Origin of the sequence: Actinobacillus capsulatus DSM 19761 (assembly GCF_000374285.1) — a bacterium.
GTDB classification, from domain to species: Bacteria; Pseudomonadota; Gammaproteobacteria; order Enterobacterales; family Pasteurellaceae; genus Actinobacillus; species Actinobacillus capsulatus.
Genome location: NZ_KB893941.1, coordinates 56197 through 70717 on the forward strand (window position 1 = coordinate 56197; position 14521 = coordinate 70717).

Below are 14521 nucleotides of genomic sequence, written 5' to 3' on the forward strand. Positions count from 1 at the left end.
AGCTTTTCTTTGATTTCACGCAAATTTTGCAAGTAATTTTAGAGTAAATCTTCAAAATTTGAAGTAGTTAACATTTTTTATTCCTAGAATTAGTTAGAATTGTCACAATTATTAATTTTCAACTTTTACAATCATAAAGAGGTGATTCTATGTTAAGCCGTATTGAACAAGAACTAGCACAACTAGGTATTACTAACGTAAAAGAGATTGTACGTAACCCTAGTTATGAGCAATTATTTGAAGAGGAGATGAAGCCGGAATTAGAGGGCTTTGAAAAAGGCGTACTGACGAATTCCGGTGCAGTTGCCGTAGATACGGGGATTTTTACAGGTCGTTCGCCGAAAGATAAATATATCGTTTATGATGAAACTTCAAAAGATCATGTTTGGTGGACATCTGATGCGGTTAAAAATGACAATAAACCGATGAGTCAAACAACTTGGCAAAGTTTAAAAGAGTTAGTGACTCACCAATTATCAAATAAACGTTTATTTGTGATTGATGCATTTTGCGGTGCAAGTCCTCGCCACCGTTTGGCGGTACGAATTATTACCGAAGTAGCATGGCAAGCCCACTTTGTGAAAAATATGTTTATTCGCCCTTCTGAAGAAGAATTGGCGAATTTCGTGCCAGATTTCGTGGTGATGAATGGCTCTAAAATAACCAATCCGAATTGGAAAGAACAGGGCTTAAATTCAGAGAACTTTGTGGCATTCAACTTAACTGAAGCCGTGCAGTTAATCGGCGGTACTTGGTACGGCGGTGAAATGAAAAAAGGTATGTTCTCTATGATGAACTATCTATTACCTTTCAAAGATATTGCATCAATGCACTGCTCAGCGAACGTAGGCGAAGACGGTGATGTAGCAATCTTCTTCGGTTTATCCGGTACAGGTAAAACAACACTTTCAACCGATCCGAAACGTAAATTAATCGGTGATGATGAACACGGTTGGGATGATGAAGGCGTGTTCAACTACGAAGGTGGTTGCTATGCGAAAACCATTAATCTTTCGGAAGAAAATGAGCCGGATATTTATCGTGCGATTCGCCGTGACGCTTTATTAGAAAATGTGGTTGTTCGTGAAGACGGTTCAATTGATTTTGCGGATAAATCAAAAACAGAAAATACGCGTGTGTCTTATCCGATTTACCATATTGATAATATTGTTGAGCCAGTATCAAAAGCGGGTCATGCGAAAAAAGTGATTTTCTTAACAGCGGATGCGTTTGGCGTATTACCACCGGTATCTAAATTAACACCGGAACAAACCAAATATTATTTCTTATCCGGCTTTACGGCGAAATTAGCGGGTACAGAGCGTGGTATTACCGAACCGACACCAACTTTCTCAGCTTGTTTCGGTGCGGCATTCTTATCTCTTCACCCGACTAAATATGCGGAAGTATTAGTGAAACGTATGGAAGCGGCAGGCTCTCAAGCATACTTAGTGAATACAGGATGGAATGGGTCAGGTAAACGTATTTCTATCAAAGATACACGTGGTATTATTGATGCTATCTTAGACGGTTCAATTGAAGAAGCAACAACACATCAATTGCCGATTTTTGATTTAGCTGTGCCAGATGCATTACCGGGTGTAGATACTGCGATTTTAGATCCACGTGATACTTATGCGGATAAAGCACAATGGCAAACTAAAGCTGAAGACTTAGCCGGTCGTTTTGTGAAAAACTTTGAGAAATATACTACAAATGATGAAGGTAAGGCTTTAGTTGCGGCTGGTCCAAAACTTTAAAATAAAATGATTCCTGTTTGTTAGAAAGAAGAAAAGCGCTAAGTGAAAACTTAGCGCTTTTTATATAGTTTGTATTGAAATTAATATGAAAGCGGTTAAATTTCATTTTTGCAAAAAGACAATAAAAAATAACCGCTTGTTATTATTTATTAAGTAATTTGCGGAGAGCTGAACCTATTTCTGCTAAACTTCGCACCGTTTTTACACCGGCTTGTTCTAGCGCTTTAAATTTTTCATCTGCCGTGCCTTTGCTTCCACTAATGATAGCACCAGCGTGGCCCATACGTTTTCCTTTTGGTGCAGTCACTCCGGCAATATAGCTGACAACGGGTTTGGTGACGTGCATTTTGATAAATTCAGCCGCTTCCTCTTCTGCCGTACCGCCGATTTCACCTATCATCACAATCGCTTCGGTTTCAGGGTCAGATTGGAAGAGTTTTAGAATATCGATGAAACTTGAACCGGGAATTGGATCTCCTCCGATACCGACACAAGTAGATTGTCCGAATCCTTCATCTGTCGTTTGTTTAACTGCTTCATAAGTTAGCGTGCCGGAACGAGAAACGATACCGATTTTGCCTTTTTTATGAATGTGTGCCGGCATAATACCGATCTTACATTCATCCGGTGTGATGATGCCTGGGCAATTTGGGCCAATCATTCGTACGCCGCTTTCTGTTAATTTTTGTTTTACGATTAACATATCCAAGGTCGGAATGCCTTCGGTAATACAAACAATAAGTTGAATGCCGGCATCAATTGCTTCCAAAATGGCATCTTTACAACCGGGTGCCGGTACATAAATTACGCTTGCGGTTGCACCCGTTTTTTGAACCGCTTCACGCACGGTATTAAATACCGGTAAGCCTAAATGGGTTGTGCCGCCTTTATTGGGGGAAACACCACCGACAAGTTGCGTGCCGTATGCTAACGTTTGTTCACTATGAAATGTACCTTGTCCACCGGTAAAGCCTTGGCAAATTACTTTAGTGTTCTTATCAATTAAAATCGCCATTTTATTTCCCCTGTGCTGCTGTGACTGCAAGTTGTGCCGCTTGCGTTAATGTGGTAGCTGCAATGAGACTTAAACCGCTGTTTGCGAGAAGTTGACGACCTAATTCGGCATTTGTTCCTTCTAAACGCACAACAACCGGAAGACTGACTCCGACTTCAGTAACTGCTGCAATAATACCTTCTGCAATTAAGTCGCATTTGACGATACCACCGAAGATATTGACTAACACGGCTTTCACATTGTGATCGGAAAGAATTAACTTAAAAGCTTCTGCAACACGTTCTTTGGTTGCTCCACCGCCGACATCTAAAAAGTTTGCCGGACGACCGCCGTGTAATTTGACGATATCCATTGTCCCCATGGCTAAGCCCGCACCGTTAACCATACAGCCGATATTACCGTCGAGTGCTACGTAATTGAGATCCCATTTTGCTGCTTCAGCTTCTCTAGCGTCCTCTTGGCTTGGATCTTGTAGGGCTTTGAGTTCGGGGTGACGATAAAGCGCATTGCTGTCTACAACCATTTTGGCATCTAAGCAGAGTAATTGACCTTGTTTGGTCAGTACGAGAGGATTTATTTCAAGTAGTGCTAGATCTTTTTCGATAAATAACTTGGTAAGCTGTACAAAAATATGTACGAACTGTTTAATTTGATCACCGGAAAGCCCTAGTTGAAAAGCGAGCTCTCTCCCTTGAAAAGTTTGCGCACTGGTAAGCGGATCGATTGTGACATTGTGGATAAGTTCGGGGGTATGTTGGGCAACATCTTCGATATTCATGCCGCCAGAACAGGATGCCATAAAAACGATTTTTTGTGATGTGCGATCAATGACTGCACCAAAGTATAATTCACGCTCAATTTGGCAGGTTTCTTCGATATAAATCGTATTAACCGGTTGTCCGTTTGCATTGGTTTGGAAGGTTACTAAACGTTGTCCAAACCATTTATCACAAAATGCTCTAACATCAGATTCATTGCGAACCAATTTAACCCCACCGGCTTTTCCTCGTCCTCCTGCATGAACTTGACATTTAGCTGTCCAAGTATCCCCATTTAATTGCTGAATGGCGGCGATGGCTTCATTTGTGTTAGTGCATAAAATACCTCGACTCACAGGGAGTTGATATTGTGCAAAAATTTGCTTTGCTTGATATTCATGTAGGTTCATATAGTTTCCTGTATGGAATAATTTTTGCTAGAAATCTTTCAGGAATTTAATGGATCTAAACTAAAAAAGCAAATTGAAGATAGTGGAAAAAATGCAAAAAAATGACAAATTTTAACCGCTTATATGTATATTATAAGCGGTTAAGAATGAAAGGATGTTTAGATAAGAATTTATGAATTTATGCCAAACGCTGTTCGGATATTTGTTTCTATTTGCTCAAGTAATGCAAAGCGTTTACGGTACATCGAACGTTTTTTGCTTGGGATTCGCTCAAGCGATTTATCTATAACAACCGATATTTGCCAATAGTCTTTCAGGGTGCCGCCACTTTCACTGAAGATCGCATCATAATCAACTATATAGCGTTTGCTTTGAATAAAACGTGATTTATTTTGATATTTATGCGGAATACCAAGTAACTGGTTATAACCGAGTATTGGAGTAAGTAGTTTCATACTTTCTACCATTAAATGAGCGGGGCGTAAGCCGTAACATTGCTTAGTTAATTGTTTCATCAAATCTTTGGCATTTGCTTGATTGGAGCCTTGAATTACACCGATAAGCAATGCATTGTTAATGAGCCCGAAAGTTAATAGATATACGAGCTGTTGCGAGCTTTTTTGATATAGCTCTAATGCCCAAAAACCTTCCATTGGTTGATGTTCATTAATATTTAAGCGAAGCTCAAAATCATCTGTAATTTCGCCAAAACTTATTAATTTTTCCCACAATGGTGTTAATGAGTATTGCGCTAACGCTTGCGGAAAAAACGTTAAGTTATCGCAAATTGCTCGGAAACGTTGTGTAGCGTTAAAGCGCTTATCCAAAAAACGATGAACAAGAGGGTAACTGTAATTAGGTCGTTGATTTAATAGAGGGATAAGAGCTGGATTTCTGTTTACGAATTGAGTGAATAATTTTATGTGTTTTTGATGTAAACGAGAGCGTAACCAGAAGCGTAAACGTTTGAGGCGATAAGATTTTTGAGGTGTGTCGGGATATATTTGGTATGCCTTAGGGTAATTGTAATCAGTCATATTTCTCTAAGTTTGCTAAATAATGACGTTATAATACAATAAAATTAATTAATTTACAAAGTTTGTATTAACTTTATTAAAAACCGCTTATAGCATTGTCTATAAGCGGTTTAAGTTTGGTTATTTCGATTTAGTTAGATTTCGAGCAATAAACGTGTCGGATCTTCTAATAAATCTTTTACCGCCACTAAGAAACCAACGGATTCACGTCCGTCAATTAATCGGTGGTCATAAGATAATGCTAGGTACATCATTGGTCGAATAACCACTTGACCGTTTACTGCAACTGGGCGATCTTTAATTGCGTGCATCCCTAAAATCGCACTTTGCGGCGGATTGATGATTGGGGTGGACATTAATGAACCGAATACACCGCCGTTTGTGATCGTGAAATTGCCACCGGTTAAATCTTCTACGGTTAATTTGCCGTTACGACCTTTCTCAGCCAGTTCTTTAATGGTTTTCTCAATATTCGCCATCGATAATTTATCACAGTTACGGATAACCGGGGTGACTAAGCCGCGAGGGGTTGAGACCGCAATACTAATATCAAAGTAGTTGTGATATACCACATCATCGCCGTCAATCGAAGCATTGATTTCCGGATAACGTTTTAATGCTTCAACAACCGCTTTAATATAGAACGACATAAAACCTAAACGCACGCCGTGTTGTTTTTCAAATTTTTCACCGTAAATTTTACGTAATGTCATAATCGGCTGCATATCTACTTCATTGAATGTAGTGAGCATAGCTGTTGTATTTTTCGCTTCTAACAAACGTTCAGCAATACGTTTACGTAAACGTGTCATTGGCACACGTTTTTCGCTACGTGCTGAGTAAGCCACAGTACTTACAGTGCTTTGCTCTGTAGTAATAGCTTGTTTTGAAGCTTGTGTTTGACGTTGTGCCAAATGATGTTCAATATCTTCACGGGTAATTCGACCGCCGACACCCGTACCTTTGATAAGATGCGCTTCAATATTATGTTCTGCTAATAAACGACGAATCGCAGGGCCTTGAGAATCCGCATCGGAATGGTCATGTTCAATAGCTGCAGACTTACGATCCGCCGGAGTTGCTTCATTCATCGGTTTAATCGTTTCTTGGGTGAAATCGCCTGCTTGGACGGTTGAGATTTTGCCGAGTAATTGTTTGGAAATAACGGTAGCGCCTTGAACTTGGCTGATCTCCGCTAAAATACCGTCATGTGGCGCCGGTACTTCTAATACGACTTTATCCGTTTCAATTTCAACGATTACTTCATCACGTTTAATTGCATCACCCACATTCTTATGCCAAGTAGCAACAGTCGCATCTGCAACGGATTCGGGTAAGTCCGGCGTTAAAATTTCAATAGTCATAGTTATGTTCCTTTATATTCGTTAACACAGTGTTTTAGCTGTGCCGATAATTTTGCAAGCGGTCAAATTTGAGGATTTTTTTGCAAAATTTTGCTGGAAATTGACCGCTTATTTGTTAAATCGTTAAAGCTTCTGCCACTAATTGTTTTTGTTGCTGGGTATGCAATGAAGTATAGCCCACCGCAGGCGATGCAGATGCAGGACGGCCCGCATAAGTTAATTTTGCTTTTTCTGGAATTGATGCTTCAAAATTATGTTTACTACAATACCAAGCGCCTTGATTAAGTGGCTCTTCTTGACACCAAACAAAGTCTTTTACATGTGCGTAAGGTTCTAATACTTTTTTCATATCCTCGTATGGGAATGGATAAAGTTGTTCGATACGAATAATCGCCACATCAGTTTGTTCGTTTTGGCGGCGTTGTTCGAGTAAATCGTAATAAACCTTACCTGAACACATTACAACACGTTTCACTTTTTTCGCCTTGATATTACTGTCAATTTCACCGATCACCGTTTGGAATTCACCGTCAACCAATTCTGCTAAGGAAGACACCGCTAATGGGTGACGTAATAACGATTTAGGTGAAATCGCAACTAATGGGCGACGCATTTTGCGAATCGCTTGGCGGCGTAACATATGGTAAACCTGTGCCGGTGTACTTGGCACACAAACCTGCATATTTTGTTGTGCGCAAAGCTGTAAGTAACGTTCTACACGGGCTGATGAGTGTTCTGGTCCTTGACCTTCATAACCGTGTGGAAGTAACATCACTAAGCCGCACATTCTGCCCCATTTTTGTTCGCCGGAACTGATAAATTGGTCGATAACGATTTGTGCGCCGTTGGCAAAGTCACCGAACTGTGCTTCCCAAATGGTTAATGTTTTCGGATTGGTTGTTGCGTAACCGTATTCAAAAGCTAATACCGCTTCTTCGGAAAGTACGGAGTCCCATACTTCAAAGCGCCCTTGATTTGCATGTAAATGAGCAAGCGGCACATAACTTGTACCATCATTTTGGTTATGTACAACCGCATGACGGTGGAAGAATGTACCACGACCGGCATCTTCTCCGGATAAACGGACGTGCGTACCTTCATCTAGTAGGGTTGCGTATGCCATCGTTTCCGCCATACCCCAATCTAATAATTTTTTGCCCTCGCACATCTCTTTACGGTCGTTATAGATTTTTTCGACACGAGAGTGCGGACTTAAACTTTCAGGGTATTCACATACACGTTTTGCCAAAGTTTGGAAACGGTCTAACGGGAATTTACTTTCATACGGTGTTGTCCAGTCATAATTGAGGTATTGCAACCAATCAACCGCTGCCATATCCATTTCACGCCATTCAGGTACAACGCGATCACCGTTATCTAACGCATCACGATAGTTATTCATCATTTCAGTGGCTTGATCTTGGCTTAATATGCCTTCAGCAACCAAACGATCCGCATAGACTTTACGAGGTGTAGGATGTTTTTTGATGATGCTATACATCATTGGTTGTGTTGCTAAAGGCTCGTCCGCTTCATTGTGACCGTGGCGACGGTAAGAAATCAGATCAATGAAAATATCGCGTTTAAATAGGGTACGATATTCCACTGCCATACGGGCAGCAAATGCGACCGCTTCAGGATCATCGCCGTTAACGTGGATAATCGGTGCCTGAATCATTTTCGCAATATCAGTGCAGAATTCAGTTGAACGAGTGTCGTTCGGGTTAGAGGTGGTAAAACCGATTTGGTTATTGATCACGATACGAATCGTACCGCCAACTTTATAACCTCGAGCATTTGACATATTTAAGGTTTCTTGCACTACGCCTTGACCTGTAACTGCCGAATCGCCATGTACGGTAACGGCTAAGACTTTATTATGTTCCGTATCACGAATACGCTCTTGACGTGCACGTACCGAACCGATAACCACTGGGCTTACGATTTCTAAATGCGACGGGTTGAAGGCTAAAGTTAAATGCACACGTTCGCCGTCCACATCGAAATCAGATGAGAAACCTTGGTGATATTTTACGTCACCGGTACGATTGTCATCGGCATGTTTACCTGCAAACTCATCAAATAATTCCGCCGGTTTTTTACCCAATACGTTTACCAGCATATTTAAACGTCCACGGTGTGCCATTCCCATCACCACGTCTTTCATACCTTGGCGACCAGCATGACGAATGATTTCTTTCATCATTGGAATAAACGCATCACTTCCTTCAAGCGAAAAGCGTTTCGCACCGGGGAATTTTGCGCCGAGATAACGTTCAAGACCGTCTGCGGCGGTTAATTCGGTGAGTAAATTGACTTTTTCTTTGTGCGAGAACAACGGTTTATTTAAGGTACTTTCAATTTTTGCTTGTAGCCAGTTACGTTGTTCCATATCTTGTACGTGCATAAACTCTAAACCTATTGTACCTAAATAGGTTTGTTTTAATGCATCGGCAAGTTCGCTGAATTTCATCGTTTCTTTGCCATATACATATTTACCGATCGTAACGGTTTCGTTCAGATCCGCATCAGTAAAGCCGTGATGACGATAATCTAGCTCCGGGACTTGAGATGTTTTCCAGCGATAGTAACCGAGCGGATCCAGTTTGGCTTCAAGATAGCCACGGAAACGGTGCGCATTAATCCATTGTAATAAACGAACTTGTTTTGCACTGGCTTCTGGGTCGATAACCGTAACGGATTCAGGGACATTTTCACGGGCGAGTTTACGGAAATAATCACGTACTTGTGAATGAGGTTGCTCTACGACTTGCGTTTTCGGAAGGGTATCAAAAATGTTACACCAGCTAACATCAACGCTAGTTGGGTCTTCAAGATATTGTTCGTAGATTTCTTCAACATAAGCTTGGTTAGAACCACCGAAAGGTGAGGAGGCTAACCAGTCTTCAAAATTTTTATGTTGCATACAGACCTAACCTTGTATATTTGTGTGTTTATTGAGTTATGACGAGTATTATATACGCTAATATAAATAAAATGGATTGAAACACCATTCTATTAGGCGATTTATAAATCAATAATGCTATTATGCCTGAAAATTTAAGTGAAGAATGTGAGCTAAGTCAGATTTTTAACAGATTGGTAACAAATAAGCGGTCTTTTTTGGCTAAAAATTTGCAAAAGAAATGCTAAAAAGACCGCTTATATTTAACACTAATGACTGCAATGACATTGTCCGCTGCAGACATCACCGTGTAAGTTATGATGATGGTTATGGCGGTGCGAATAAAAGGCAACATTTTTGGCAAATTGGTCACCAAAGAAATGGATGAAATGCGGATCATTGGTCACCATTTCCGGTGTGCCGGCACAACAAATATGCTTATTTACGCATAAAACTTCATCAGTATTTGCCATTACGATGTTTAAATCGTGCGAAACCATCAAAATTGCGCAATTTAACCACGAACGAGTACTATTTAATAGTTGATAGAGTTCTGTTTGCCCTGTAATATCCACCCCTTGCATCGGTTCGTCTAAAACTAAAAGTTGCGGGCGATCTAAAATAGCTCGGGCAAGCAATACTCGCTGCAATTCACCGCCGGATAATTTCTGCATACTATTTTCTGCTAAGTGCGTAATAGAAAAGAGTGCAAGCGCTTCTTGAATCGCTTGTGCAGAGCAGTTAGGTTTTAGTGATAGAAATTTTTTCACCGTAATTGGCATTGAGTGATCCATATGCAATTTTTGTGGCACATAACCGATTTTGAGCCCTTTTTGATGAATGACTTTGCCTTTAGTTGGGGAAAGGAGTTTAAGTAACACTTTTAATAATGTCGATTTGCCGCCGCCGTTCGGGCCAACAATCGTCGTAATTGAATTCGCATATACCGTTAAATTGATATTTTGCAAAGCTTTTTGACCACCGAAACTCACTTCAATTTGTTGAAGTTCTACAAGAGGTAATTCCTTTTTTTTCGGCTGTGGTGTGGGAGTAAGTTGTTTTATTTGCATTATTTAAAAAAATTAAGGGTATAATATAAAAGTGAGCAAGTTAGCTGATTTTTGTGATGTTGGCAAGAATGAATTTTCTAACAGAACATTTGTCAAATTTTTTCGTAATAAATAAAAGATAGTATAGGACATATTTTGCAACACGTTATTCTAGCAAGAGATCGTCGCCGGAAGAAATCTCGTTTAAAGGGATTATTTTTCTTTATGGCGCTGTTATCGATTTTTATTGGTATTATACTTGCTTTAAAAAATCAACCTTCCATTAGCAGTGCAACAAATCAAGAACAATATATTGTACTGGATGAACAAACGGAAGAGCATAAGGATGAGCCGGAGCAAGCGGAAGCGACATCGGCTGAAAATGAGGTAAAGCAAGCTTCCGCAGAGAACGAATCTACAGAAACTGACCCGAATGTGGTTGAAGGCGCAGCAGAGGATGTTAACGCAACATCCTATGAAGATCTGCTGAATGAAAAGGATGATGAAGTAGAAGGGCAAGAGGGGACGATAGTTACTAAAGAAGCTGAAAAGCCGGAAGAAAAATTATCACCGGAAGCAGAGAAAGTACTAGATGAAATCTTAGAAGTTGCCGATGAGGCGTTACGTATCCAAGATCAGTTTAGTTATACGGTTGGTCGAGGTGATAAATTAAAAGATGTCTTAGAACAGTCCGGTTTAGGTGTAAGCGTAGCAAGAGCAATGATTAAACAATTCCCTGAGTTAGCGAATTTAGACGGCGGGCAACAATTCTATTGGATTTTAGATAACCACGGTGAATTGGAATATATGAACTGGTTGGTCTCAGAGAAAGAAGAACGCATTTATGAGCGTAAAGATAACGGTAAATGGGTTTTCCAGAGCATACAGAAAAAAGGCGAATGGCGCCAAGATGTTGTGCGAGGCACGATTGATGGTAGCTTTGCGACAAGTCTTAAAAATGTAGGATTATCCGAGCGCCAAGTTAATCAGCTGGCAGTTGGGTTACAATCACAAATTGCAACCAATAAACTCAAAAAAGGTGATCGTTTTGCGATCTTGGTGAAACGTGAATACATTAACGGTACAGTAACGGATGTCGGTAATGTTGAAGGGATCCTTATTTTAAGCGATAAAAAACGTTATTATGCGATTCAAGCCGATAACGGTCGTTACTATAGTAGCCACGGTGAGACATTAAGCAAAGGTTTTGCACGTATTCCATTGTTATTCAGTGCGAGAGTATCATCGTCTTATAATCCTAGGCGAGTTCATCCGATTACGCGTCGTGTGAGACCGCATAACGGCGTGGATTTTGGTGTGCCAACGGGCACTCCGATTATTGCACCGGGTGATGGTGTAGTTGAACATATTGCGTACCAAGCACGAGGTGCAGGGCGTTATATTAAAATTCGCCATGGTCATATTACGACTGTTTATATGCATCTGAGCAAAACGCTTGTGAGTGTAGGACAAAGTGTAAAAAAAGGTGAGCGTATTGCTCTCTCTGGAAATACCGGAAGATCAACAGGTCCGCATTTACATTATGAATTTCATATCAATGGGCGACCGGTTAATCCGATGACGGTTAAGTTACCTGGTTCGAGTTCAGGTATGGCGAGTAAAGAGCGACAATCTTTCTTAAAACGAGCAAAAGCTGTGGAAGCGAAGCTTAAACTCTAATTTTTTAAGGAATTTACAATGAAAAAAAATGCGATTGCATTATTAGGCCTATATATATTAAGTACATCAGTAATGGCTGATGATGTTAGCCTTAAACGTACGTTAGAAGGCATGGGCGCAACCAATGTAAAAATCAGTGATTCGGCATTACCGGGCTTTAGAACGGCAGTTTCGAATGAAGGTGTCGTGCAAATTAGTGAGAACGGGCGTTTTGTTATTCAAGGTCAGATTTTTGAACTGAAAAACGGCAAAGCGGTTGATATTACTAATAAAGCATTACTTGCAGATTTAAATTCTCTAGAAAAAGAGATGATTATTTATTCGGCGAAGAATGAAAAACATGTAGTGACTGTGTTTATGGATATTACTTGCCACTACTGCCATTTGATGTTCCAACGCATTAAAGAATATAACGATTTAGGCATTACGATTCGTTTTCTTGCTTTCCCTCGTGGTGGTATGAATACTCAAACGGCGAAGCAAATGGAAGCAATTTGGACATCAACAGATAAAGTAAAAGCGTTAAATGACGCAGAAAATGGTACTTTACCAAAAGAAGTTAAAACACCAAATATTGTGAAAAAACACTATGAACTTGGAATTAAATTTGGTGTAACAGGGACACCGAATATGGTTGATAGCAGCGGTCAATTAATCGCAGGTTATGTTGAGCCGAAAGAATTACTTAAAATGCTAGAATAGCATTAATCTCTTGAATACAAGCGGTCTGATTTTGTAAAATTTTTGCAAAATTACACCGCTTGTTTTATTTAAAGAAAAGAAGAAAATCCAGTGCAAAAGTTAATCAAACAACGATCTAAACTCACATCCATAAAATTATCAGACCATCCCCTATTAAATCGACTCTATCAAAGCCGTGGTATTGCTTCGCCTCAAGAATTAGAACGAACACTGCAATTTTTACATAGACCCAATCAATTAGCGAATATTGATGCAGCAGTTGAATTACTTATCGCAGCTTATAAACAGCAATCACGCATTATTATTGTCGGAGACTTTGATGCCGATGGCGCAACCAGTACGGCATTAGCCATTCTCGCATTGCGTCAATTAGGCTTTGAAAATGTGGATTATTTGATTCCGGATCGTTTTTCGCAAGGTTATGGCTTAAGTTTAGCCGTTGCTGAAACGGTATTGGTTAAAGGTACGGATATCGTGATGACGGTCGATAACGGGATTTCTTCTTTTGAAGGTATCGATTTACTAAAAGAACACGGTATCAAAGTTTTAGTTACCGATCATCATTTGCCGGCAGAAAGTTTGCCGAATGCAGATGCAATGGTGAATCCGAATTTGGAGGATTGCTCATTTCCCTCAAAGTCTCTAGCTGGTGTTGGTGTTGCGTTTTATGTGATGTTGGCGCTACGAGGCAAAATGCGTGAATTAGGATGTTTTAAAGATAAAGAACCTAATTTAGCGGAATTATTGGATCTTGTTGCATTGGGAACAGTCGCGGATGTGGTTCCGCTTGATCACAATAATCGAATCTTAGTTCACCAAGGATTAAATCGCATTCGTTCGGGACATTGTCGAGCAGGTATTCGCGCTTTAGCGGAAGTGTCTAAGCGAGATTTATCTTCTCTACAAGCTAGCGATTTAGGTTTTGCGATTGCTCCTCGTTTAAATGCTGCGGGTCGTTTGGAAAATATGTCACTTGGTGTAGAGCTGTTAATTGCTGACAACATGGAAATCGCTCGTCAACTAGCGTTTGAATTGGATAGTCTAAACCAAACGCGTAAAGAGTTTGAGCAAGAAATGAAAACCGAGGCGTTGGCAATTTGTTCTAATTTACCTTCTTTAATGCAAAAAGAACAAGCACACGGTATTGTGTTATATCAGCCGGATTGGCATCAAGGCGTGATTGGCATTTTAGCTTCGCGAATTAAAGATCAATTCCATCGACCGGTTATCGCCTTTGCACAAGAGAGTGAAGACAGTGAGTATTTGAAAGGCTCGGCACGCTCAATAGCTGGGTTGCATATGCGTGATTTATTAGAACGTATAGATTCACTATATCCGGGTTTAATTATTAAATTCGGCGGGCATGCGATGGCGGCGGGTTTAACGATTCACCAAGATAATTTTTTACGTTTCCAGAAAATATTTGATGAAATTATTAATGAAATAATTGAACCGGAACAATTACAAGGTGTCATTTATACCGATGGGGAATTAGCTCCATCAGAATTAAATATCGAAATAGCGGAATTATTACAACAAGCAGGGCCTTGGGGACAAAACTTTCCGGAGCCTACGTTTGAAGGCGAATTTCGTTTATTGCAACAGCGTATACTAGGTGGTAAACACTTAAAGTTAATGGTCGAGCAACCTAACGGTGGATTATTTGATGCAATTTGGTTTAATGCCGATTTGCGTTATTTTCCTGATTTATCGATTAAACAAGTTAAATTAGTTTACAAACTTGATATAAATGAGTTTAGAGGGAATAAAAATTTACAATTAAGAGTCGATACATTAATTATTTAGTTTATTCTATTTCTAACCCTAGAATAAAATAATAT

10 protein-coding genes are annotated in these 14521 nt (G+C 40.0%); 4 read left to right on the forward strand and 6 right to left on the reverse strand.

What is annotated here, in order from left to right:
* Window positions 1-149 precede the first annotated feature (149 nt).
* On the forward strand, window positions 150-1760 hold the full coding sequence (gene pckA, locus C228_RS0108865) for a phosphoenolpyruvate carboxykinase (ATP) (protein ID WP_018652276.1): 1611 nt from the start codon (window positions 150-152) through the stop codon (window positions 1758-1760).
* Window positions 1761-1902: 142 nt separating this feature from the next.
* Here the strand turns inward: pckA and sucD are convergent, their stop codons facing one another.
* The 6 genes from sucD to znuC all read right to left on the reverse strand — a co-directional run bounded on the left by sucD (window position 1903) and on the right by znuC (window position 10319).
* Window positions 1903-2775: a succinate--CoA ligase subunit alpha gene (sucD, locus tag C228_RS0108870; protein ID WP_018652277.1), complete on the reverse strand. Its 873-nt coding sequence runs from the start codon at window positions 2773-2775 to the stop codon at window positions 1903-1905.
* A 1-nt stretch (window position 2776) separates the two neighbouring features.
* Window positions 2777-3943: an ADP-forming succinate--CoA ligase subunit beta gene (gene sucC / locus C228_RS0108875; RefSeq protein WP_018652278.1), complete on the reverse strand. Its 1167-nt coding sequence runs from the start codon at window positions 3941-3943 to the stop codon at window positions 2777-2779.
* A 170-nt stretch (window positions 3944-4113) separates the two neighbouring features.
* The gene (locus C228_RS0108880; RefSeq protein WP_018652279.1) at window positions 4114-4980 is read right to left on the reverse strand and encodes a VirK/YbjX family protein; all 867 of its coding nucleotides are present in this window, start codon (window positions 4978-4980) and stop codon (window positions 4114-4116) included.
* 134 nt (window positions 4981-5114) lie between these two features.
* Complete coding sequence (gene odhB / locus C228_RS0108885) at window positions 5115-6344, reverse strand: 2-oxoglutarate dehydrogenase complex dihydrolipoyllysine-residue succinyltransferase (RefSeq protein ID WP_018652280.1); 1230 nt, start codon at window positions 6342-6344, stop codon at window positions 5115-5117.
* Window positions 6345-6459: 115 nt separating this feature from the next.
* Complete coding sequence (gene sucA / locus C228_RS0108890) at window positions 6460-9270, reverse strand: 2-oxoglutarate dehydrogenase E1 component (RefSeq protein ID WP_018652281.1); 2811 nt, start codon at window positions 9268-9270, stop codon at window positions 6460-6462.
* A gap of 248 nt (window positions 9271-9518) precedes the next feature.
* The gene (gene znuC, locus C228_RS0108895; protein ID WP_026313258.1) at window positions 9519-10319 is read right to left on the reverse strand and encodes a zinc ABC transporter ATP-binding protein ZnuC; all 801 of its coding nucleotides are present in this window, start codon (window positions 10317-10319) and stop codon (window positions 9519-9521) included.
* A gap of 204 nt (window positions 10320-10523) precedes the next feature.
* Here znuC and mepM point away from each other — a divergent pair, with 204 nt between their 5' ends.
* The 3 genes from mepM to recJ all read left to right on the forward strand — a co-directional run bounded on the left by mepM (window position 10524) and on the right by recJ (window position 14486).
* The gene (gene mepM / locus C228_RS0108900) at window positions 10524-11978 is read left to right on the forward strand and encodes a murein DD-endopeptidase MepM (protein WP_018652283.1); all 1455 of its coding nucleotides are present in this window, start codon (window positions 10524-10526) and stop codon (window positions 11976-11978) included.
* Between the two features lie 18 nt (window positions 11979-11996).
* Window positions 11997-12680: a bifunctional protein-disulfide isomerase/oxidoreductase DsbC gene (gene dsbC / locus C228_RS0108905; RefSeq protein ID WP_018652284.1), complete on the forward strand. Its 684-nt coding sequence runs from the start codon at window positions 11997-11999 to the stop codon at window positions 12678-12680.
* 90 nt (window positions 12681-12770) lie between these two features.
* Window positions 12771-14486: a single-stranded-DNA-specific exonuclease RecJ gene (recJ, locus tag C228_RS0108910; protein ID WP_018652285.1), complete on the forward strand. Its 1716-nt coding sequence runs from the start codon at window positions 12771-12773 to the stop codon at window positions 14484-14486.
* The last annotated feature ends 35 nt before the right edge of the window (window positions 14487-14521 follow it).